Below are 21,334 nucleotides of genomic sequence, written 5' to 3'. Positions count from 1 at the left end.
CGCGCGTGGCTACCAGCGGGTAATGTCGGCCGCATGGTGACTGGGAAGCGACCGATCGGGTGGCCGTTGCTTGTCGCGCTGACCAACGGACGGACCAAGATCCCCGACGAGCGGCTTGCCGCGGCCGTCCGCGGCAAGGTGATCCTGGTGACCGGTTCGTCGTACGGGATCGGCGAGGCGACAGCCCGGCGGCTCGCGGCGGCCAGTGCGACGGTGCTGCTCGTGGCGCGGACCGAGGACCAGTTGCAGGTCGTTGCCGACGACATCCGGTCGGCGGGCGGGTCGGCGTACGTCTATCCGGCGAATCTCGCCGACCCCGCCGCGGTCGAGGAGCTGGTGCGGACGGTGCTCGCCGAGCACGAGCGGGTGGACGTGCTGGTCAACAACGCCGGCAAGTCGATCCGGCGGTCGATCGCGGACACCTACCAGCGGTTCCACGACATCGAGCGGACCAACGCGGTGAACTATCTGGGCCCCGCGAAGCTCGTGCTCGAGTTACTCCCGTCGATGCGGGAGCACCGGTCCGGTCACATCGTGAACGTGTCGACGGCCGGCGTCCGGACTCCCCCGATGGCGCGCTGGTCGGCGTACCTGGCGTCGAAGAGCGCGTTCGACGTGTGGCTACGTTGCGTGGCGCAGGAGGTGCGCGGCGACGGGGTCACCACCTCGACTGTCTACATGGGGCTGGTACACACGCGGATGAGCGAGCCGACACCACTGCTGAACAAGATGCCCGGGCTGTCGCCTGAGCAGGCCGCCGACCAGGTGTGTACGGCGGTGGCGGAGCGGCCGCACAACATCACGCCACCCTTCGTCCGGCCGGCTGATGCGCTGGGCAATCTGTTGCGCGTCCCGACAGACCGGTTGCTCGAGCAGTACTTCCGGCGTACCGGAGGTGGGAAGAAGCGATGAGGACGATCCGCCCGATCGGGCCGATCCGCCCGCCCGAGTGGTTGGTACAGGGCGCGGCAGAGGTCGCCGGGTTGTCGGTCGCGCTGGTCAAGTCCGGGGTCTGGCGGTCGGCGAGTCCGGCGCAGCTGATCCGGATCGAACGCGCGCTGCGCACCTGGGGTCAGTCGATGGCCGCGCTCGGCGCGATCGCCGCGATCCGCTACCCGGAGCGCGCGGCCGTCATCACCGGCGAGGACTCGATCACGTACGCCGAGCTCGATCGCCGGTGCGAGCGGATCGCGGCCGGGATGCAGGCGCGGTACGGGATCGTTGCCGGGAGCAAGGTCGCGGTGTTGTGCCGGAACCACCGCGGGTTCCTGGAGGCGACGCTCGCGGCATCGCGGATCGGCGCCGACGTGTTGTTCGTGAACACGGAGTTCGCCGCACCGCAGTTGCAGGCCGTGCTCGAACGTCACCGTCCCGACCTGCTGATCCACGACTCCGAGTTCACCCCGCCGAAGGACATCCCCGCCGTCCAGACATTGGACGAGCTGGCCGCGAGCGAGGCGCCTGGGGCCGCGGCGCCCGCGACGACCGGCCACATCACGGTCCTCACCTCGGGGACGACGGGCACGCCGAAGGCGGCGCCCCGGGTGCCGACCGCGCTCGGGCTGGCCGGGCTGACCGGGAGCGCGCTCAACCGTTTCGGGCTGCGGTCGGGTGAGCCGATGATCATCTGCCCGCCGCTGTTCCACGGGCTCGGGCTGCTCACCTCGATGCTCGCACTCTTCCTCGGCTCGCCGCTCGTACTGCGGCAGCGGTTCGACCCGGCCGCCGTGCTCGCGGATGTCGAGGCGACCCGCGCCGGCGCGATCGTCGCCGTACCGGTGATGCTGCGGCGGATGCTCGACCTCGGTCCGACGGCGATCGCGGAGTACGACCTGCGCTCGCTGCGGGCGGTGATCTCCGGGGCGTCGCAGCTCGGCGCGCCACTGGCCGAGCGGTTCATCGAGCGCTTCGGGCCGGTGCTGGCCGACGCGTACGGGTCGAGCGAGGTCGGGATCGCCACGATCGCGACGTCCGCCGACCTGCTCGCCGCGCCCGGGACCGTCGGGCGTCCGTGTTTGGGCAGCTCGCTTCGGATCCTCGACGACCAGGACCGCGAGGTGCCGACGGGATCGACCGGCCGGATCTTCGCCGGCGGCGGGCTGGTGTTCGGCGGGTACTCCGACGGTTCCAGCAAGACCGTGGTCGACGGCCGGATGAGCACCGGCGATCTCGGCCACCTGGACGCGGCCGGTCGCCTGTTCGTCGACGGTCGCGAGGACGACATGATCGTCTCCGGTGGCGAGAACGTGTACCCGGTCGAGGTCGAACAGTGCCTGGCCGCGCATCCAGCCGTCGCCGAGGCGGTCGTCACCGGCGTACCCGATGACGAGTTCGGCCAGCGCCTGGTCGCGTACGTCGTGTTGCGCGAGCCCGCCACCGGGGACGAGTTGATCGAGCACGTGAAGGCGAATCTGGCCCGCTACAAGACGCCGCGGCAGATCGTAATTCTCGACGAGTTCCCGCGGAACGCGACCGGCAAGGTGCTGCGCGGCAAACTCACCCCGCCGTGAACAACCCGTGGAACCGCGTCATCCGCTCCAGCGCGGCACTCTCGTCACCGAAGGACACCGCGACCGTCTCGGCGCCGGCCTCGGCGAGTTCGTGAGCCATTGCCACCACCGGTTCGGGATCGCCACTCGACCAGCCGAGCCTGGTCCCGACCTTGACCGGCCGATCGCCGTACGACCGCAGCTTCGCGACGGCCGCCGCGAACCCGGCGCCGTCCAGGTTCAGGCCCTGCCACTCGTCCCCGAACCGAGCCGCCCGGCGCAGCGCGGGAACCGTCATACCACCGATCATGATCGGCAGCGGCGCGCGCGGCCGCGGCTCGAACACGCCGCCGCGATCCCGGCCCTCGAAGAGGTCGCGGATGATTCCGAGCGACTCGTCCGTCCGCCGCCCGCGCTCCTCGAACACCGCACCGACCGCCGCGAACTCGGCGGCCGCCCATCCCGCTCCGACACCGAGGACGACGCGCTCACCCGAGAGCCGATGCAGTGTCGCGGCTTGTTTCGCGACGACGTACGGGCTCCGCATCGGCAGCACGAGGACCGAGGTACCGAACCTGATCCGGGTCGTGCGCGCGGCGAGGTACCCGATCGTCACGAGCGGCTCGTACACACCGCCGTACGTCGGGCCGAACTCACCCGGCGGCAACAGGTGATCGGGCAACCACGCCGTACCGTAGCCCAGCTCCTCGGCGGCGATCGCCAGCTCGACCAGGCGCTCGGGCGGCATCGACGGCGATTCGTCCGGGAGGACAACCTGCAGCTCGACCATGCGCCGACCCTAACCCGTCAGAGTGAGCGTGGCGGGTGGCCGGTGTACGTCGGGATCACGGACTTGGGCAGCGGACCTTTGATCCGGGTCGGCTCCTGCTGCTGCTCGTGCGCATGCGCGAGCAGGCCGACGGAGCGGGAGAGGATGAACAGGCCACGGGCGAGCTCAGGAGGCAGGCCGAGCTCGGCGTAAATGGTGGCAGTCGCGCCGTCGACGTTCATCGGGATCGGGGCGAGCGCCGCCTCGAGGGCGAGTGCGACTTCGAGATGCTGCCCCTGAATGGTGCCATCGGCAACCGCCTGCTGAGCGGCCGAGATCAGCGGATCGCGCCGCGGGTCCCGCGGATGGAACCGGTGACCGAAACCGGGGACGTACGCCTTACGAGCCTTGTACGACGCGACAAGATCTCGCGCCGCGGTTTCCGGATCGCCCCCTGCGTCGACCAGCTGATACAGCACCTCCAAGCATTGCTGGCCCGCGCCACCGTGCACGTCACCGAGGAGGTTGACGCCCGTCGCGATCGCGTTGTTGAGCGCCAGCCCGCAGGAGGCCGCCATCCGGGCCGCGGCGATCGACGGAGCCTGCGGGCCGTGATCGACCGCGGCGACCAGCGTCTGTTCGAGGAGCTGCGCCTCCCCCGCCGTCGGCAGCTCGCCGCGGATCATCAGCCAGATCATCTGCGGGAAGCTGACTGCCCCGATCAGCTCCTCGATCGGATACCCGTGGAAGCGGATCACCCCCGGCTCGATGTCGGAGATCCCGGTGGCCCACCAGTCCGCAGCCTCGTCCGTCGTCACGTCCCGCCCTCCCGCCGTAGCGTGTCGATCTCGTCCTCGGTGTACCCGAGCTCGCTGAGAATCTCCTCGGTGTGCTCGCCCAGCCGCGGTGGTCGCGACGACGGGCCGACCGAATGACCGTCCACGTGCACGCTGCTCCCGAGCACCCGCAGCTCACGATCCCGCCCGTCCGGCATCTCGACCGTGTGCAACAGCTCCCGCTCCGCCAACTGCGGCATCGTCAGCGCCTGCTCGACCGTCAGCACCGGAGCCACAGGTACGCCGGAATCGGCCAGCAGCTCGTCCCAATGCGCGGCCGGCTGCTGCTCGAGGGTTTTCTCCAGCTCGGCCTTCAACTCCAGCCGGTGCGCCTTCCGCGCCTCCCGCGAGACGAACCGCTCGTCCACGATCAGCTCAGGACGTCCCAGTCGCCGGCACAACTCGACGTACTGCTCCTGTTTGTTGGCCGCGATGTTCAGGCCACCGTCGGCGGTGCGGAACATCCCGGACGGCGCCGACGTCGCGTTCTCGTTGCCGATGGCACCGGGTTTGCGACCGCCGACCAGGTAGTCCGAGACCACCCAGCCCATCGCCGCAACCGCCGTCTCCAGCATCGAGACATCGAGGAAACTTCCCGCCCCGGTGCGGGCCCGCTTGACTAGCGCCGCCGAGATCGCGAACGCCGCGGCGTACCCACCGAGCGTGTCCGCGATCGGGAACCCGGTGCGGATCGGCGCGGTCTCCGGGGTACCGGTGACGCTCATGATGCCCGACAGCCCCTGGATGATCTGGTCGTACGCCGGCCGGCCGCGCATCGGACCGGTCTGGCCGAAGCCCGACACCGCGCAGTACACCAGGCCCGGATTCAGCGACCGCAAGGCGTCGGCCGGGAACCCGAGCCGCTCGAGCACCCCCGGCCGGAAGTTCTCCAGCAGTACGTCGGCCTCGCGCACCAGCCGCTCGAACACCTCGCGGCCGCGCGCGTTCTTCAGGTCCAGCGTGATCGAGCGCTTCCCGCTGTTCTGCGCGAGGAACGAGATGCCCAGACCGTCCTTCGACAGCTCCGGATCACCGCCGAGGTTCCGCGCCAGGTCACCCGACCCGGGCACCTCGACCTTGATCACGTCCGCGCCCATCAACGCCAACTGGTAGCCGGCGAACGGTCCCGCGAGCACGTTGGTGAGGTCCAGCACCCGCACACCGGCGAGCAGATCCGCGTCAGGACGCACTGAACCCGCTCCACCCCGTCCGGACGATCGTCTCCGCGCACCGACGTACGGCGGTGATGTACGACGGCAACCGGTCGTCGCTGAACCGTGTCGTCGGACCGCCGATCGCGATCGCCGCCACGACCCGCCCGTCGGTACGCCGTACCGGGGCCGCGACACCCGAGGCGCCGAGCTCGCGCTCACCGTGACTGACCGCGAACCCGCGCGCTGCCGTGTCGGTCACCGCGGCGCGCAGCGTCTTCGCGTAGCCGGCCTGTCGCGGGGCCTCCAGCGCGAGCTCCTCGATCAGCGACGGGTCGACGTCGAGAACCGGCGGATCCGTGAGCAGCACCTTCGACGCGGCACCGCCCCACAGCGGCATCGAGGACCCGACGACCACCATGTGCCGAACGCTCAGCGAGCCGGGCGCCTGCGCGAGACAAACGCGCGTACGGCCGACGCGGATATAGAGGTTCGCCGTCTCTCCCGTGTCGGCGGCGAGCTTGCCCATCGACGCCCGCACGGCCGGCGGGATCTCCATCGTCGCGCTACTCAGCCGGGACCAGCGCAGGAAGCCCGGACCGATCGAGTACTTGCCCGGGCCGATCGCCGCGACCAGACCGCGCTGCTCGAGGGTCGTGACGAGCCGGAGCACCGTCGTCTTCGGCAGGCCGCTCGCGTTCGTCAACTCGGCCAGCGACCAGGTCGGATGCTCGTCGTCGAACCGCTCGAGCAGGTCCAGCGCCCGGTGCACACTCCGTACTCCGTCACCTTCACTCATGCCCCGACTCTAGCCGTGCGTGCCACAGAACGGAATCTCTGTACCTCCTGGTGGAATGCTGCTACGGTCGCCGGAATTGACCCTGAACTGACTCCGCGCCCACAGGAGGTAGTACTCATGTCGCGACCCCGCTCGGCGCTGGTCGCCGCGGGACTCGCCGGCAGTCTGCTGATCAGCGGCTGCTCGGCACTGGAGAAGACCCTCGACGGGGGCAGCGTCGCCGGCGACTTCCCGAGTCGCAACGTCGAGATCATGGTGCCCGCCGCGCCTGGTGGTGGCTGGGACCTGACCGCTCGGCAGTTCCAGCACGTGATCCAGGAGAAGAAGCTGCTCGGCGAACGAGCGGTCTCGGTGCTGAACGTGACCGGCGCCGGCGGTGCCGTCGGCATCTCCAAGCTCGCCACGAAGAACCGCAAGGACCCGCACACGCTGATGATCACCGGCCTGGTGATGGTCGGCGCGCTGACCCTGAACCAGTCCCAGGTCACCGTCACCGACACCACCTCGATCGCGACCATCACCGCCGAGCAAGAGGTGCTGGTGGTGAAGGCGGACTCGCCGATCAAGTCCCTGAAGGACCTGGTCGACATGTACAAGTCCGACCCGTCGAAGGTCAGCTGGGGCGGCGGCACGATCGGCGGCACCGACCACATCACGGCCGGCACGCTGGTCAAGGCGGCCGGCTCGGACCCGTCGAAAGTGAAGTACATCAGCTACTCCGGCGGCGGTGAGGCGACCGCGGCGATCCTGTCCGGCGACGTGACCGTCGGCATCTCGGGACTCAGCGAGTTCGAGGAGCAGATCAGCGCCGGCAAGATGCGCGTCCTCGCCACCTCCGGCACCGAGCCGATCACGCTGAACGGCAAGCAACTCCCGACGCTGAAGTCCGAGGGGTACGACGCCGAGGTCCAGAACTGGCGCGCGATCGTGGCCCCGCCCGACATCCCGGCCGCCGACCGGCAACGCCTCATCGACTTCGTCACCCAGGTGAACAAGTCCCCGGAGTGGGCCGAGATCCGCAAGAAGAACGGCTGGACCGAGTTCTTCAAGACCGGCGACGACGCCACCAAGTTCATCACCGAGGAAACCACCCGAGTCCAGGCCCTCGAGAAAGAACTGGGAATCCTATGAGTGCCACGGAACAAGAGGCCACCGAGGTCAAGGCCTCGGATGTCGAGGTCGAGGCGTCGCGGACGGTAAGAATCGTTGCCGCGGTCGTCCTGGTCGTGTTGAGTGCGACGTTCCTGGTCGGGGTGTTCGACATCCGGAGTCCGAAGGGGCTCGATCCGGCGGGGCCGCGGTTCTTCCCGCTGCTGGTGACGGTCGCGTGGCTCGTGCTCTCGATCGCGTACCTGATCGAAGGGCTGCGGTCGCCGCGCACCGCTCGGACCAGCGATCGCAGCTGGTTCGAACCGGTAGCCGTGTCCGCGCTACTCGTCCTCTACGCGCTGCTCGTCGTGCCCCTCGGGTACGTCGTCTCGACCGCGTTGCTGTTCTTCGCGGCGGCTCGCGTGCTCGGTAGCCGCCAGTTGGTGCGGGACATCGTCGTGGCCGTCGTGCTCGCGGTCGCCGTCTACGTGGCGTTCACGCAGTTCCTCGACATCTCGCTGCCGGGAGGGGTGCTGGGCCTGTGATCACTCTCAGCGTCTTCGGCGAACTCCTGCACGGGTTCGGCACCGTCCTCGACCCGATGAACCTGCTGTGGGCGGTCCTCGGCGTCACCCTCGGCATGCTCGTCGGCATCCTGCCCGGCATCGGCCCCGCGCTGACGATCGCGCTGCTGCTGCCGATCACCTTCAACTTCTCCGACCCGATCGGCGCCTTCATCATGTTCGCCGGGATCTACTACGGCGCCATGTACGGCGGTTCGACCACGTCGATCCTGATCAACACCCCCGGTGAGTCGGCGTCGGTCGCGACCGCGATCGAGGGCCACAAGATGGCGCTCAACGGACGTGCCCGGGCGGCCCTGGCGACCGCCGCGATCGGCTCGTTCGTCGCCGGCACCATCTCGACCGTCCTGCTGACCTTCGTCGCGAAACCGATCGGCACGCTGGCCGGCCATTTCCAGGCGACCGACTACTTCGCGATCACGCTGCTCGCGATGGTGGCGGTGACCGCGATCGTCGGGCACTCGATGGTCCGCGGTCTGCTCTCACTGGTGGTCGGACTGTTCATCGGGCTGATTGGTCTGGACAGTCTGTCCGGTGCGCCGCGGTACACGTTCGGCACGCTCCGGCTGCTCGATGGGATCGATGTGGTGATCGTCATCGTCGGGCTGTTCGCGATCGGCGAGACGTTGCACGTGGCATCCAAACTCCGGTCGACGCCCGAGCGTCCCGCCGTACTGGAGAAGGGGCGGCTGCGGACCGGGTACCTGAACAAGTCGGACTGGGGTCGGTCGTGGAAGCCCTGGTTGCGGGGTACCGCGCTCGGGTTCCCGTTCGGGGCGATCCCGTCGGGCGGGGCCGAAGTACCGACGTTCCTGTCGTACTCGATCGAGCGGCGGCAGGCGCGGAAGAAGGGCCGGGACGAGTTCGGGGACGGCGCGATCGAGGGCGTCGCCGGACCCGAGGCGGCGAACAACGCGTCGTTCTCCGGCGTGCTCGTGCCGCTGCTCACACTCGGCCTGCCGACCTCCGCGACCGCCGCGGTGATGCTGGCGGCGTTCCAGATCTTCAACGTGCAACCCGGACCGCAGCTGTTCGAGGAGCAGAGCACGCTGGTCTGGACGCTGATCGCCTCGCTGTACATCGGCAACCTGATCCTGCTGATCATGAACCTGCCGCTGATCCAGATCTGGGTCCAGGTCCTCAAGGTCCCGCGCCCGCTGCTGTACTCCGGGATTCTCGTGTTCGCGTGCCTCGGGGTGTATTCGTTGTCCGGCTCCGGGTACGAGGTACTGATGGCGCTGGTGATCGGAGTAGTCGGCTTCTTCATGCGGAAGCTCGACTTCCCGATCGCGCCGGTGATCCTCGGGGTGATTCTCGGGCCGACGATGGAGGAGCAGTTCCGCCGGTCGCTGGTGATCTCCAACGGGGACGCGAGCGTGTTCGTCACCCGCCCGCTGAGCCTGGTGATCATCGTGCTGACCGTGCTCGCGCTGTTCGTGCCGTACCTGCCGCGCATCGTCGCCCGGATCCGGGGTACCGAGCCGGCCCGGGAGCGCCTCAGCTTCGGAGAGGACGACTGAGGCGGACGTGCACCACTCACCAACGGGCCATTCGAGCGCTCGCCCGGGCGGCGACTGGGCGGGGATCGCGTGGTTGGTGAGTGGTGCACGTCCGCCCATGGGAGAGTGAGGCCGTGAAGATTCTCGTCGGATACGTACCAACGCCCGAAGGTGAGGCGGCGCTGACCGCGGCGGCGGCCGAGGCCGAGTTGCGCGGGGCCACGGTGCTGCTGCTGAACACCAGTCGCGGCGACTCCTACATCGACGCCCGCTACGCCAACGCCGACGAGTTGGCGGCCGCCGAGGCGAAGCTCCGCGAGCACGGCGTCGACGTCGTGGTCCAGCAGGCCGTCTCCGAGGGTGACGTGGCCGGCGCGCTCCTGAAGGCGGCCGCGGCAGACGACGTCACGCTGATCGTCCTCGGTCTGCGCCGCCGCAGCCCGGTCGGCAAGCTCATCCTCGGCAGCACCGCGCAGCGCGTCTTGTTGGAGTCCCCGGTGCCGGTGCTCGCGGTGAAGGTGCCGTCGCTCCACGACTGACGGACCTCCAGGCCATCACAATCCGGGTCTGCGGCGCGGCTCCCGCGTGCGCCGAGCGTGACGGAGCGATTGTGATGGCCTGGGCGTTCGGGTAATCCGGGTGAGGTGCTGGTGTCGGCCGCCTAAACTGGTCGGGTTATGCCTGATGCCCGGACCGAGTCCCCGAGTCCCTCCCCCGTCCCCTCCCAGGACCAAGCGCCGCCGCGACGCCGGCGCCGCGGCGGGAAGGGCCGAAAAGCCACCAACCCGCCGGCCGCTCCCCCTGCCGAGTCCTCCGAGGGCGAGCTGAGTCTGTCCGACGTGGCCGCGCGGCTCGAGGATCTGACGGCGTACGATCGGCAGCAGTTGGGCCGCCGGCTGGAGCGGGTTCGGCGGACGGCCGACGCGAAGCGGGGTGCTGAGCTCCGCGGGGTGATCGGCGCGGTCGAGCAGGCCGAGCGACGGGTCGAGGTACGCCGGAACGCCGTACCGGAGATCATCTACCCGGAAGAGTTGCCGGTCAGCCAGCTCAAGGACGAGATCGCCGACGCGATCCGCGAGCACCAGGTCGTGGTCGTCGCGGGTGAGACCGGCTCCGGCAAGACCACGCAGATCCCGAAGATCTGTCTCGAGCTCGGTCGCGGGATCCACGGCATGATCGGCCACACCCAGCCCCGACGGCTCGCCGCGCGCACCGTCGCGGAGCGGATCGCCGAGGAGCTCGGGACCGAGCTGGGCGAGACGATCGGGTTCGCGGTCCGGTTCACCGACAAGGTCAGCGAGCGGTCGCTGGTCAAGTTGATGACCGACGGCATCCTGCTCAACGAGCTGCAGCGCGACCGCGACCTGTCCCGCTACGACACGCTGATCATCGACGAGGCGCACGAGCGCAGCCTGAACATCGACTTCATCCTCGGTTACCTCAAGCGCCTGCTCCCCCGCCGCCCCGACCTCAAGGTGATCATCACCTCGGCCACCATCGACCCGGAGCGCTTCGCGGCGCACTTCGCCGCCGCCGACGGCACGCCGGCGCCGATCGTCGAGGTCTCCGGCCGCACCTACCCGGTCGAGGTCCGGTACCGCCCGGTCAACGACCCCGACGATCCTTCGACCATTGACCGCGACCAGACGCAGGCGATCCTGGACGCCGTCGACGAGCTCGAGTACGAGGCGTCCGGCGACGTACTCGTCTTCCTCAGCGGCGAGCGCGAGATCCGCGACACCGCCGACGCGCTCAACGACAAGTACGCCGCGCAGCGCGGCAAACCCGGCGCGGTCGAGGTCCTCCCGCTGTACGCGCGACTCTCGAACGCCGAGCAGCACCGCGTCTTCCAGCCGCACTCGAACCGCCGCATCGTGCTCGCCACCAACGTCGCCGAGACCTCGCTGACGGTCCCCGGCATCAAGTACGTCGTCGACCCCGGTACGGCGCGCATCTCGCGGTACTCGCACCGCACCAAGGTCCAGCACCTGCCGATCGAACCGGTCTCGCAGGCGAGCGCCAACCAGCGCAAGGGCCGCAGCGGCCGGACCAGCGACGGCATCTGCATCCGGCTGTACTCCGAGGAGGACTTCGAGAACCGCCCCGAGTTCACCGACCCGGAGATCCTCCGCACGAACCTCGCCTCGGTCATCCTGCAGATGACGGCGATCGGGCTCGGCGACATCGCGGCGTTCCCGTTCATCGACGAGCCGGACAAGCGCAGCATCACCGACGGTCTGCAGTTGCTGACCGAGCTCGGCGCGATCGAGTCGCCGAAGGGCGGTCGGCTGACCCCGATCGGGCGGCAGCTCGCACTGATCCCGCTCGACCCGCGGCTGGCCCGGATGGTCGTCGAGGCGGACAAGCACGGCTGCGTCCGCGAGGTGATGGTGATCGCGGCCGCGCTCTCGATCCAGGACCCGCGCGAACGGCCGACGGACGCCGAGGCGCAGGCGCAGCAGGCGCACGCTAGGTTCCGCGACCCGAACAGCGACTTCCTCGGGTACCTGAACCTCTGGGGCTACCTGAAGAAGCAGCAGAAGGAGCTGTCCGGTAACCAGTTCCGCCGGATGTGCCGCAGTGAGTACCTGAACTATCTCCGGGTCCGCGAGTGGCAGGACATCTACGCGCAACTGCGGCAGATCGCGACGCAGATCGGCGTACGGCTGAACAGTGGGGAGCCGGCCGATCCGCAGATCGTGCACGTCTCGCTGATGTCCGGTCTGCTCAGTCACCTGGGGATGAAGGACCCGTCGAACCAGCACCAGTACCTCGGGGCGCGCGGGACGAAGTTCGCGATCTTCCCGGGCTCCGGGCTGTTCAAGAAGCCGCCGCAGTTCGTGATGGCCGCCGAGCTGGTCGAGACGTCCAAACTGTGGGCTCGGGTGAACGCGAAGATCGAGCCCGAGTGGGCCGAGGAGCTCGCGCCGCACCTGATCAAACGGTCGTACTCCGAGCCGCACTGGGAACGCAAGGCCGGTGCCGTGATGGCGTACGAGAAGGTCACGCTGTACGGCGTACCGATCGTGGCGCAGCGCAAGGTGAACTACGGGAAGGTCGACCCGGAGGTGTCGCGCGAGCTGTTCATCCGGCACGCGCTGGTCGAGGGCGACTGGGACACCCACCACAAGTTCTTCCACGAGAACCGGAAGCTGATCGAAGAGGTCGAGGAGCTCGAGGAGCGGACGCGGCGGCGCGACCTGCTGGTCGACGACGAGACGCTGTTCGCGTTCTACAACGAGCGGATCGGCGCCGAGGTGGTCACCGGGCGGCACTTCGACACCTGGTGGAAGACGGCCCGGCAGCGCGACGCGGACCTGCTCGACTTCGAGCGGTCGCTGGTGGTGCGCGAGGGTGCGGAGGTCAAGGAGGACGAGTTCCCGCTGCACTGGGTGCAGAACGGGATGACGTTCGACCTCACGTACGCGTTCGAGCCGGGGACGGACGCCGACGGTGTCACCGTGCACATCCCGCTGCTCGTTCTCAACCAGGTCAGCGCGGACGGCTTCGAGTGGACCGTTCCCGGGTTCCGCGAGGAACTGGTCACGACGCTGATCAAGTCGTTGCCGAAGCACATCCGGCGGAACATCGTGCCGGCACCGGACCACGCGCGACAGATCCTCCCCCAGCTCGACCCGGCGTCCGGTGCGCTCACCGACGCGATGGCCCGCGCGCTGCGCGAGCTCCGCGGCGTCGTGATCGAGTCGAGCGACTGGGACTGGAGCCGGGTGCCCGAGCACCTGCGGATGACGTTCCGGGTCGAGGACGACAAGCGCAAGACCGTGGCCGAGGGCAAGGATCTTGCCGCGCTCAAGCAGAAACTGAAGCCGAAGACGACGGCCGCGATCTCGCAGGTCGCCTCCAAGGCGGTCAGCGGGCTGGAGAAGTCGGGTCTGACCGACTGGACCTTCGGCGACCTGCCGCGGAGCTTCTCCGAGCACCGTAACGGCCTGACGGTCGCCGGCTACCCGGCGCTCGTCGACGAGGGCAAGACGGTAGCGATCCGGCTCCAGGAGACCGAGCGCGACCAGGCCGCGGCGATGTGGGCCGGCACGCGACGGCTGCTGTTGCTGACGATGCCGTCGGTGATCGAGGTCGTCCAGCGTCACCTCACCTCTGCTCAGAAGCTGACGCTGCTGTCCGGACCGCACCGGAACGTCGGCGAGCTCCTCGACGACGCGATCTCGGCCGCGGTTGACCAGCTAATGGCTGGTGCGGGCGGTCCGGCGTGGAATCTGACCGCGTTCTCGATCCTGCGCGACGCCGTACGGTCGGAGCTCGCGGACACGGTGTTGACGATCCTGCGCCAAGTCGAGCAGGTCCTCGCGAATGTCCGGACCGTCGACAAGCAGATCTCCCGGGCCTCGAGCCCGACGCTGCTCGCCGCGCTCTCGGACGTCCGCGGTCAGCTCGAAGCGCTAGTCCACCCCGGGTTCATCACCGAGACGGGCGCCAAGCGACTGCCTGACCTGGTCCGGTACCTGCGGGGCATGGAACAGCGCCTCGACAAGATCGGCGCCAACGCGGCCCGCGACCGGTCGGGGATGGCGATCGTGCAGACGCTCACCGACGAGTACCAGAAACGCCTCCGCGCCGTCCCGACCGGCAAGTACCCGAGCCCGGAACTGCTCGAGGTCCGCTGGATGCTCGAAGAACTCCGCATCAGCCTCTTCGCCCAAACTCTGGGTACGCCGTACCCGATCTCGGAGAAGCGCATCCGCAAGGCCCTGGTCGACGCCTGAATCAACGCTGCAGCAAGCCGGCCTTGTATGCGGTGGCTACCGCGGCGGCACGGTCTTTCACATCGAGCTTCGTGTAGATGTGGATCAGGTGCGTCTTCACCGTGGCTTCGGTGATGAACAAGCGGGCGGCGACGTCGCGGTTGGTGGCGCCGCCAGCGATCAGGCCGAGGACTTCGAGTTCGCGCGGGCTGAGCGTGTCGCGCCGCTCGGGCCGCTTGGTCAGGACAGCTGCGACCGCGGGCGAGAGCACGGTCTCGCCCCGTGCCGCGGCTTGAACGGCGGTCCGCAGTTCGGCTCGTGGCGTGTCCTTCAGCAGATAGCCGATTGCTCCCTGCTCCAGCGCCGGCAGTACGTCGGCATCGTCGCCGAACGTGGTGAGGACGAGGACCCTGATCCCCGGCTGCTGTTCGCGCAATCGCCGGATGACCTCGGGCCCGGACAGTTTCGGCATCCGGAGATCCATCAGCACGACGTCCGGCGCGGTCTGTCGCGCCAGCGCCAGCGCCTCCGGACCGTCGCCCGCTTCGCCCACGACCTCGAACGCCTTGTCGCCGGCGAAGATCCCGAGCAGTCCGTCGCGCACCACTGGATGGTCGTCGACGATGATCAGCCGAACCGGCATCAGTCCTCCTGGTCTTCCGGTGCCGGGATCGCCGGGATCGTTGCCGAGATCCCGGTCCCTTCGCCGGGTGCGGTCTCGACCGCGAACGATCCCGCCAGCCGCGTGACCCGCTGCCGCATCGCGATCAGGCCGAAGCCTTCCGACGTACCTGGGCTGAAGCCCTTGCCGTCGTCGCGGACGTCGAGGGCGACCACGTCGTCGAGGTAGGACAGGGTGACTCCCACGCGCGTCGCGTCGGCATGCTTGGCCACGTTGTGCAGCGCCTCCTGAGCCACCCGGAGCAGCGTGTTCTCGACCTCAGGATGCAGCGGACGGGTGTCACCGGTGACCGCGACAGTCGTCTCGACCCCGGTCGTCGTCGCCCAGTCGCGGACGGCACGCTCCAAGGCCGAGGTGAAGGCGGCGGACGTCAGGGGTGCCGGGCGGAGCGCGTTCATCGAGCGGCGAGCCTCGTCGAGGCTGTCGCGGGCCAGCGTGCGGATCGTGTCGAGACGCTCGGGCTGCCGGTTCTCCTCGGCGGCTTCCACCTGCATGAGGATTCCGGTCAGGCCTTGCGCGATCGTGTCGTGGATCTCGCGCGCCATCCGCTGCCGTTCCTCCAGTACGCCGGCCCGCCGGGCGTTCTCGAGCAGGTCCGCCTGCAATTGGGCGTTCTCGTCGGTCAACTGCCGCAACCGTTCGACGAGCTGCCGGCGCTCCTCGCTCTGCCTGGAGATCGCAGAGAACAACAGACCCGTGACCGAGGCGATCAGGACGGCGACGGCGAAGGACGCCACGACCTCCCGCACGCTGCCGGTTGCCCGAGGCCGGGCGAGCACGATCACCGCCGCGGTCGCCGCGACTCCCGCGTACGCCTTCCAACCGCGCAGCAAGGCGAACATCTGCACGAACAGCCCGACGCCCGTGACGGAGAACAACGTGTCCTGATGGACGAGCGCGGCGAGGAGCGCGAGCATGCCGGCCAGGTAGAGCCAGGCGATCCGCGAGGACAGCGCCACCGTCCAGAGCAAGGTCACCATGACGAGCCCCAGGAGGTAGGGCCGCCAGTCCTCGATCAGGGCGAACGTCGCCGGCACGAGCAGAAAGAGGTACGGGAGGGCGGGCAGGACGCGTTCCCACCGGCCGGTGCTCACGCGCGGAAGACCTTCGCCGCGGCCGCCGTGACGAGGACGGTGATGAGCGCCATGACCGCAACAGTAGTGGCGGACAGGTCGTTCCCGGACCAAGCTGCGCGCAAGGTCGAGACTGCTGGTGCCACCGGGGTGAGATCCCCGATCGTTCGCATCACGCCGGACGTGAGCTCGCGCGGGACCATCGCACCGGACACGAAGACCATCGGGAAGAAGACGGACAGCCCGACCAGCGTCGCGCTCCGGCTGTTCGGCACGAGCGCCCCGATCAGCATCCCGAGCGCGCCCAGACTCAACGCACCGAGCAACCAGGCGACCGCGACCTTCAGCACGTTCGCCGGAGCGCCGAGCTCGAACCCGACCGCGCCGACGATGACGACGACCGCCGTACCTGACAACGCGAGCAGGAGATGCGCCACCCACTGAGCGCCGAGCAGCATGCCCTGTCGTCGTACAAGGAGGCGTAGAGCCGGAAGGCCTCGCCCACCCTGAGCGCGTCCGGGAGCGCGGACTCCTGCAGCTGCACCCCGATCCGCTGCTGCAACGCCCGGCGGTCGGTCTGCGGATCCATTCCGAGGACCCGCAGTACGCCGCTGTCGCGCCGCCGGAGGCCTGACGCGCATTCGACCAGAGTGGTCTTTCCGGCGCCGTTCGTACCGGCGATGCCGAGGATCTCGCCGCCGTCCACCGTCAGCGAGATGCCGTCCAGCGCTGTCCTCGACTTGTAGGTCTTGCGGAGGTTCTCGATCTCGATCACTGTCATGCTTCGAGAATCCCGGGCCGGAACGTCCCCGACATCAACCGATCGGTCGATGCTACGAGTCGAGGAGCCGGCGGGCGTGTTCGTGGACTGCTGTACGTAGCTCGGGTGGGCTCAGGATCTCGAAGGGCCAGTAGATACGGACGACTTGGGCGACCAGCGGGCCCAGGTCGTTGGCGGCGAAGCGGACCTCGCAGGTGGTGGCGTCGAGCGGTTCGACGATGCCTTGCGACGGTGGGATGTACTTCGCGACAGTGTCGGCCGGGGCGTGGACACGGAGCCGGGCGACGAGATCCCACGGTGCGACGCCGGTGCCCTCGGCAACTAGCGCGACCGGGTCGGGAGGGTCGTCGAAGCGGTAGCGCGAACCAGTCAGCTGCGGGTTGGTGATGCGGTCGACGCGGTACGTGCGCCACGCCTGACGATCACGGTCGCGCGCCACGAGGTACCAGCGGCGGCCGGTGTGGACGATCTGGAGCGGCTCGACGCTACGTTCGGACTCGGTGCCGTCGTGCGTGCGGTAGCCGAACCGGATCCCTTCGGTGTGCCGGCAGCCGACGGCGAGGGTGACCAGTACGCCGCCGTCGACCGCCGGCAGCTCGCCCTGCGGGAGTTGCGTAGTGTGCGCGCCGATCGCGTCGACCTGTTCCCGGAGCCGGGTCGGCAGCACCTGGTGGAGCTTGGCGAGTGCCGAGATCGCGGCCTCCTCGACGCCGGACACCGTCGTGGTCGTCGCGACCTGCAGCCCAACGGCGATCGCGACCGCTTCGGAGTCCTCGAGCAGAAGCGGTGGCAGGCGCCCGCCAGGCCCGAGCCGGTAGCCGCCGCCGATGCCGGCCGCGGCGTCGATCGGGTACCCGAGCTCGCGCAGGCGCGTGACGTCCCGGCGTACGGTCCGGGGCGTGATCTCGAGCCTCGCCGCGAGCTCGGCGCCGTCCCACTGGGGACGCGAGTGCAGCAAGGACAACAGGCGCAGGAGCCGGGTCGCGGTATCCATCTTGTTCCTATTGTCCCCGGAGCTGCGGACCGATCCTGTCCGCAGGTCGTTCTAGCGTGCAGACATGACAACGCTCACGCAGAACCTCCTGGATCTCTCTGACTTCGCCTGGCAGCGGCTGCGGCAGCGCGTGCAGGGGTTGACTGACGAGGAGTACTTCTGGGAACCGTTCGACGGTTGCTGGACGGTCCACAAGACCACCGACGGGTACGTCGCTGACGCGTCGCGGATTCCGCCCGCGCCGGCGCCGTTCACGACGCTGGCCTGGCGGATCACCCATATCGTCGACATCCTGCAGGCCGAGCGGACCGCGACGTGGTTCGGGCACGAGGCGACGGACGACGTACCCGGGGTGCCGGGCTCCGCCGCTGCCGCGTTGGACGCGCTCGACCACGCGTACGAGGTCTGGCGCCGGCGCCTCGCCGCGCTAACTCAAGAGGACCTCGACCGGCCGATGGGCGAGATCGCCGGCCCGTATGCCGAGAGCGACGGTACGTCGTTCGCGCTGCACATCCTCGACGAGCTCATCCACCACGGCGCCGAGGTCGGCACCGTCCGCGACTTCTACCGCGGCACCCACGCCGAGGACCCGTTCCCGGACGCGCTCGCCGGCAAGCTCACCCCAGCCACCCGACCCGGTCTCCTGGCCGAAGCCGCAGCAGCTCAACGCTGGAACCTGGTCCCGCAACTCGCCGACCTCGGGTTCGCCGTCGACGGACGCACGACCGACGGCTTCACCGCCGCGCACCTCGCCGCAGGCACCGGCACCCTGGACACCCTCAAGTTCCTGGTCGACCGCGGCGCCGACCTCTCCCTCACCGACCCGCGCTTCAACGCCGACGTCCACGGCTGGGCCACCTGGTTCAACCAGCCGGAGGTACTCGAGTACCTCGACGGTCAGGGGACGAAGGCGCGTTGAGAGCGGTGGCGGAACTCGGTTGGGGTGAGTTGGTGTGCCGTGGTGAAGCGGCGGGTGAAGTAGGACTGGCTGGTGAAGCCGCAGCGGGTGGCGATGGTGGCTATCGGGGTGTTGGTTGCTGCTAGCAAAGATGCGGCGTGTTCGAGGCGGAGGTCGGTGACGAAGGCGGTCGGGGTGACGCCGTAGGCGGCGCGCATCGAGCGGGACAGGTGGGCGGCGCTGACACCTGCGAGCTCGAGGAGGCGCGGTACGCCGCCGCGCAGGTTCTCCTCGGCGCGCATCGAGGTGCAGGCCTTCGCCAGCCAATCGGGTACGCCGGGTGCGCCCGGCTCCCCCGGTGTGAGCAGGTCGAGGAGATCGGTCCAGAAGCGCAGTAGGTCGTAGGTGCTGGGGTTGGTCTGGAAGCGGTCCAGCGCCTGCTCGAAGACGGGGACGGCCGCCGGCTCGTGGAAGCAGACCGGGCCGCGGGCGGACCAGTCGGCGGTGCGCGTCAGGTCGAGGAACCCCTGCCACAGCGAGCTCGGGAACGCGACGTTGAGGAACTCCAGACCGTCCGGTGCCGAACCGCGCACGGCGTGCCGATCGCTCGGGCGAACCAGGACCACGTCACCAGGACGCAGTACCTGCACGCCGCTCGTCAGCAGGTGTTCGCCGTTGCCGGAGACGACGCCCATGAACTCGTGGAAGTCGGCATGCGTGTGCAACTCGGTGTCGCGCGAACGAGCGGGGATCCGCACGCGAGCCGCGTGGTACGGGCGGCCGAACGCGTGCGCCTCGAACCGCAGGATCTGGTGCACATCAACACAGTACAAATTCTCGTTGCCCGGCTGCTAGTCCAGCGAGGTCGCGAACCCGCACGCTGAAGGCATGTATGAGACCGACGGCTATGTCATCTTCCGCGACGTCATCGACTCCGACCTGATCAAAGAAGTGAACGACCATGTCGAGTGGCTGCAGGCTCGGCATCCCGACGTACGGCCCGAGCAACTCGGGCACATCTATCTGCGCGACGACCCGTTCTGGGTCCGGTTGGTGAGCGACGAGCGGCTGGTCGACATCGCCGAGAAGTTCATCGGACCCGACATCGCGCTGTTCGCCTCGCACTACATCTCCAAGCCGCCGTACTCCGGTCAGCCGGTGCTCTGGCATCAGGACGCCGCGTTCTGGCCGCTCGACCCGATGGAGGTGGTGACGCTCTGGCTCGCGGTCGACCACTCGACGCCCGAGAACGGATGCGTCCGGCTGGTGCCGGGCAGTCATCGCGGCGGCGTGGCCGGGATGCGCGACAACACCGACGTCGAGAGCGTGCTCGGCAAGGAGATCGCGGTGGAGGTGGACGAGGCGAAGGCCGTCGACATGGTGCTCGCGCCGGGCGATGTCGAGGTGCACCACCCGAACATCGTGCACGGGAGCAACGCGAACACGTCCCCGAACCGACGCTGCGGGCTGACCATCCGGTACATCCCGACATCGACGCGGATCACGGACGCGGAGTCGCCGTACCCGAGTGCGTTCCACCTGCGCGGCGAGCCGGGGGTGAACAGCTACCAGCCACGGCCGGTGTACGACGAGGGCCGGCACTTCCCGTTCCGCGGCAGCAGCGCACTGACCTGAACTGGGCCTGACATGCGAAGAGCCCGTCCCAGCCGAACTGGGACGGGCTCTTCAGCGGCTCACTCGAGGCAGATCCGGAACGGGTGCCCCGCGGGGTCGGCGTAGATCCGCCAGCCGCGCGCGTTCTCCGCGGGCGGTGGGTCCAGCGGGTCGAGCGGCTCGGCTCCGAGGGCGACCACGGTGGCATGGCCGCTGGAGAGGTCCTCGACGATCAGGTCGAGATGGAGGTCCTGCGCTTCGGTGCCGGGCCAGGTGGCCGGCACGTACTCCTCCGAACGCCGGAAGGCCAGCGTCGAGAACCCCAACGACGAACCGGGGCCGGTCAGGCTCCGCCAGTCGTTGTCACCGCTCTCGTCGATGTCCAGCCCCAGCAGCGCCGAGTAGAACTGGGCGAGCTCGAGTGGGTCCTGGCAATCCAGCACCACCGAGCCGAGCCGCCCGGCAGTACTGCCCGGCTGCTCTGCCACCTGCGTCATCTGTCCTCCACTTTCTGTTGCGTCAGCCTGCTCCTTGTTCGGGGCAGGACAGGCCAGGCCCGTCTTGTCGGAAGGCCCGGCCGCCTACGATGACAGGTCGGGGGGACAGTTGGCACCTTTCGACACGCATTCTCGGCTCGTGAGCCGATCGCTGACAGTGAAGGTTCGACCGCGCTACCACTAAACAGCAGGTACGGCGGTAGCGCGGCGGCGCTCGCCGAGCTTGCGGATCTTCACCCGCGTCCCGCAGTCCTCCATCGCGCACCAGCGTCGCGACCCGTTCCGACTGCGGTCCAGGAACAGCCACCCGCAGCCGCCCTCGTCGACCGGGCAGGCCTTCAACTGGCGCAGGTCGACGGTCCGGACCAGCTCGACCGCGGCGACCACCAGCCGGTCCGGGACGAGCTGGGCCGGCGATGTCCCGACGACCAGCTCGGCGATCCCCTGATCCCGCTCAGCGTCCGGGATCAGCATCGACCGCGCGGCCGCCGCCGACCACCGCAACATCAAGCGCTCGAACGCGGATCCCTCGCTGCGCTTGACGCCGTCGACAGCGACGGCAGCCCCGTCCGCGCGCGGCGCGAGCACGTCGTACGTCGCCTCGCGGATCTCGAGCGTCGCACGCAGCGCCTTCGCGGCGAGCTCGGGCGCGGTCCGCCAGGTGCCCTCGACAGCACTGAAATCGCGGGTGTCGATGAGCTCGATCCGGCGGCTCCAGGCGAGCAGTTCGGCCGGCGATGTGAGGTAGTCGTGCTCGGCTTCACCGCCGCGCAACCGCGGGCTGACCGTGTTCACCAGATCGAGGGCCGGATGGCCGCCCACGATGCGGAATTCCGCGTGAGAACTGTCGGTCATAGG

The 21,334-nt window shown here is 69.1% G+C and carries 21 protein-coding genes; 9 read left to right on the top strand and 12 right to left on the bottom strand.

From position 1 onward, the window contains the following. Positions 1-33: 33 nt before the first annotated feature. Together AC0662_RS05885 and AC0662_RS05880 are read left to right on the top strand one after the other, a co-directional pair. Positions 34-912, top strand: a complete 879-nt coding sequence (locus AC0662_RS05885; RefSeq protein ID WP_452202898.1) for an SDR family NAD(P)-dependent oxidoreductase — start codon at positions 34-36, stop codon at positions 910-912. After that, positions 909-2,510: an AMP-binding protein gene (locus AC0662_RS05880; RefSeq protein WP_452202900.1), complete on the top strand. Its 1,602-nt coding sequence runs from the start codon at positions 909-911 to the stop codon at positions 2,508-2,510. Before AC0662_RS05885 ends, AC0662_RS05880 begins: the two co-directional genes overlap by 4 nt. Here the strand turns inward: AC0662_RS05880 and AC0662_RS05875 are convergent. From AC0662_RS05875 to AC0662_RS05860, 4 genes are read right to left on the bottom strand one after another with little or no spacing between them, the layout of a single operon-like run. Further along, complete coding sequence (locus AC0662_RS05875; RefSeq protein ID WP_478298818.1) at positions 2,497-3,279, bottom strand: TIGR03619 family F420-dependent LLM class oxidoreductase; 783 nt, start codon at positions 3,277-3,279, stop codon at positions 2,497-2,499. The genes AC0662_RS05880 and AC0662_RS05875 overlap by 14 nt on opposite strands. A gap of 17 nt (positions 3,280-3,296) precedes the next feature. After that, complete coding sequence (locus AC0662_RS05870) at positions 3,297-4,076, bottom strand: citryl-CoA lyase (protein ID WP_452202903.1); 780 nt, start codon at positions 4,074-4,076, stop codon at positions 3,297-3,299. Next, positions 4,073-5,284 carry a CaiB/BaiF CoA transferase family protein gene (locus AC0662_RS05865; protein ID WP_452202905.1) on the bottom strand — a complete coding sequence of 404 codons (1,212 nt, stop codon included), beginning with the start codon at positions 5,282-5,284 and terminating at the stop codon, positions 4,073-4,075. Before AC0662_RS05865 ends, AC0662_RS05870 begins: the two co-directional genes overlap by 4 nt. Next, on the bottom strand, positions 5,274-6,044 hold the full coding sequence (locus tag AC0662_RS05860) for an IclR family transcriptional regulator (protein WP_478298816.1): 771 nt from the start codon (positions 6,042-6,044) through the stop codon (positions 5,274-5,276). Before AC0662_RS05860 ends, AC0662_RS05865 begins: the two co-directional genes overlap by 11 nt. A 117-nt stretch (positions 6,045-6,161) precedes the next feature. On the opposite strand from AC0662_RS05860, the gene AC0662_RS05855 reads away from it, so the two are divergent. The 5 genes from AC0662_RS05855 to hrpA all read left to right on the top strand — a co-directional run bounded on the left by AC0662_RS05855 (position 6,162) and on the right by hrpA (position 13,958). Beyond that, on the top strand, positions 6,162-7,175 hold the full coding sequence (locus AC0662_RS05855) for a Bug family tripartite tricarboxylate transporter substrate binding protein (RefSeq protein ID WP_478298814.1): 1,014 nt from the start codon (positions 6,162-6,164) through the stop codon (positions 7,173-7,175). After that, on the top strand, positions 7,172-7,678 hold the full coding sequence (locus tag AC0662_RS05850; RefSeq protein ID WP_452202911.1) for a tripartite tricarboxylate transporter TctB family protein: 507 nt from the start codon (positions 7,172-7,174) through the stop codon (positions 7,676-7,678). Before AC0662_RS05855 ends, AC0662_RS05850 begins: the two co-directional genes overlap by 4 nt. Further along, positions 7,675-9,237: a tripartite tricarboxylate transporter permease gene (locus AC0662_RS05845; RefSeq protein WP_478298812.1), complete on the top strand. Its 1,563-nt coding sequence runs from the start codon at positions 7,675-7,677 to the stop codon at positions 9,235-9,237. The genes AC0662_RS05850 and AC0662_RS05845 overlap by 4 nt, the downstream gene beginning before the upstream one ends. 113 nt (positions 9,238-9,350) lie before the next feature. Further along, positions 9,351-9,755 carry a universal stress protein gene (locus AC0662_RS05840; RefSeq protein WP_452202915.1) on the top strand — a complete coding sequence of 135 codons (405 nt, stop codon included), beginning with the start codon at positions 9,351-9,353 and terminating at the stop codon, positions 9,753-9,755. A 138-nt stretch (positions 9,756-9,893) separates the two neighbouring features. After that, complete coding sequence (hrpA, locus tag AC0662_RS05835) at positions 9,894-13,958, top strand: ATP-dependent RNA helicase HrpA (RefSeq protein ID WP_478298810.1); 4,065 nt, start codon at positions 9,894-9,896, stop codon at positions 13,956-13,958. Between the two features lies 1 nt (position 13,959). Here hrpA and AC0662_RS05830 read toward each other — a convergent pair whose 3' ends face one another. Genes AC0662_RS05830 through AC0662_RS05810 form a run of 5 tightly spaced genes read right to left on the bottom strand, consistent with a single transcriptional unit; the run spans position 13,960 to position 17,467 of the window. After that, the gene (locus AC0662_RS05830; RefSeq protein WP_478298808.1) at positions 13,960-14,580 is read right to left on the bottom strand and encodes a response regulator; all 621 of its coding nucleotides are present in this window, start codon (positions 14,578-14,580) and stop codon (positions 13,960-13,962) included. Next, positions 14,580-15,713 carry a sensor histidine kinase gene (locus AC0662_RS05825; protein ID WP_478298806.1) on the bottom strand — a complete coding sequence of 378 codons (1,134 nt, stop codon included), beginning with the start codon at positions 15,711-15,713 and terminating at the stop codon, positions 14,580-14,582. The genes AC0662_RS05830 and AC0662_RS05825 overlap by 1 nt, the downstream gene beginning before the upstream one ends. Then, on the bottom strand, positions 15,710-16,150 hold the full coding sequence (locus AC0662_RS05820; protein ID WP_478298804.1) for an ABC transporter permease: 441 nt from the start codon (positions 16,148-16,150) through the stop codon (positions 15,710-15,712). Before AC0662_RS05820 ends, AC0662_RS05825 begins: the two co-directional genes overlap by 4 nt. Then, positions 16,036-16,473, bottom strand: coding sequence for an ATP-binding cassette domain-containing protein (locus AC0662_RS05815; RefSeq protein ID WP_478298802.1), 438 nt, complete (start codon positions 16,471-16,473; stop codon positions 16,036-16,038). Before AC0662_RS05815 ends, AC0662_RS05820 begins: the two co-directional genes overlap by 115 nt. 52 nt (positions 16,474-16,525) lie before the next feature. Then, positions 16,526-17,467 (bottom strand): helix-turn-helix transcriptional regulator, encoded by a 942-nt coding sequence (locus tag AC0662_RS05810; protein WP_452202923.1) that lies wholly within the window; start codon positions 17,465-17,467, stop codon positions 16,526-16,528. Between the two features lie 64 nt (positions 17,468-17,531). Here AC0662_RS05810 and AC0662_RS05805 point away from each other — a divergent pair, with 64 nt between their 5' ends. Then, entirely contained in the window at positions 17,532-18,386 is an 855-nt protein-coding gene (locus AC0662_RS05805) for a DinB family protein (RefSeq protein ID WP_478298800.1), read from the top strand. Here AC0662_RS05805 and AC0662_RS05800 read toward each other — a convergent pair. After that, positions 18,365-19,183, bottom strand: coding sequence for a helix-turn-helix transcriptional regulator (locus AC0662_RS05800; RefSeq protein WP_452202927.1), 819 nt, complete (start codon positions 19,181-19,183; stop codon positions 18,365-18,367). The genes AC0662_RS05805 and AC0662_RS05800 overlap by 22 nt on opposite strands. A gap of 70 nt (positions 19,184-19,253) precedes the next feature. Here AC0662_RS05800 and AC0662_RS05795 point away from each other — a divergent pair, with 70 nt between their 5' ends. Beyond that, positions 19,254-20,000 (top strand): phytanoyl-CoA dioxygenase family protein, encoded by a 747-nt coding sequence (locus tag AC0662_RS05795; RefSeq protein WP_452202929.1) that lies wholly within the window; start codon positions 19,254-19,256, stop codon positions 19,998-20,000. A gap of 59 nt (positions 20,001-20,059) precedes the next feature. Here the strand turns inward: AC0662_RS05795 and AC0662_RS05790 are convergent, their stop codons facing one another. Continuing rightward, the gene (locus AC0662_RS05790) at positions 20,060-20,476 is read right to left on the bottom strand and encodes a VOC family protein (protein WP_452202931.1); all 417 of its coding nucleotides are present in this window, start codon (positions 20,474-20,476) and stop codon (positions 20,060-20,062) included. A 180-nt stretch (positions 20,477-20,656) separates the two neighbouring features. Then, complete coding sequence (locus AC0662_RS05785; protein ID WP_452202933.1) at positions 20,657-21,331, bottom strand: CGNR zinc finger domain-containing protein; 675 nt, start codon at positions 21,329-21,331, stop codon at positions 20,657-20,659. Between the last annotated feature and the right edge of the window lie 3 nt (positions 21,332-21,334).

The organism is Kribbella sp. NPDC043289, from assembly GCF_056436705.1.
Note: the sequence above shows the minus strand (reverse complement) of the source record. Positions and strands in the feature narration are given on the sequence as shown.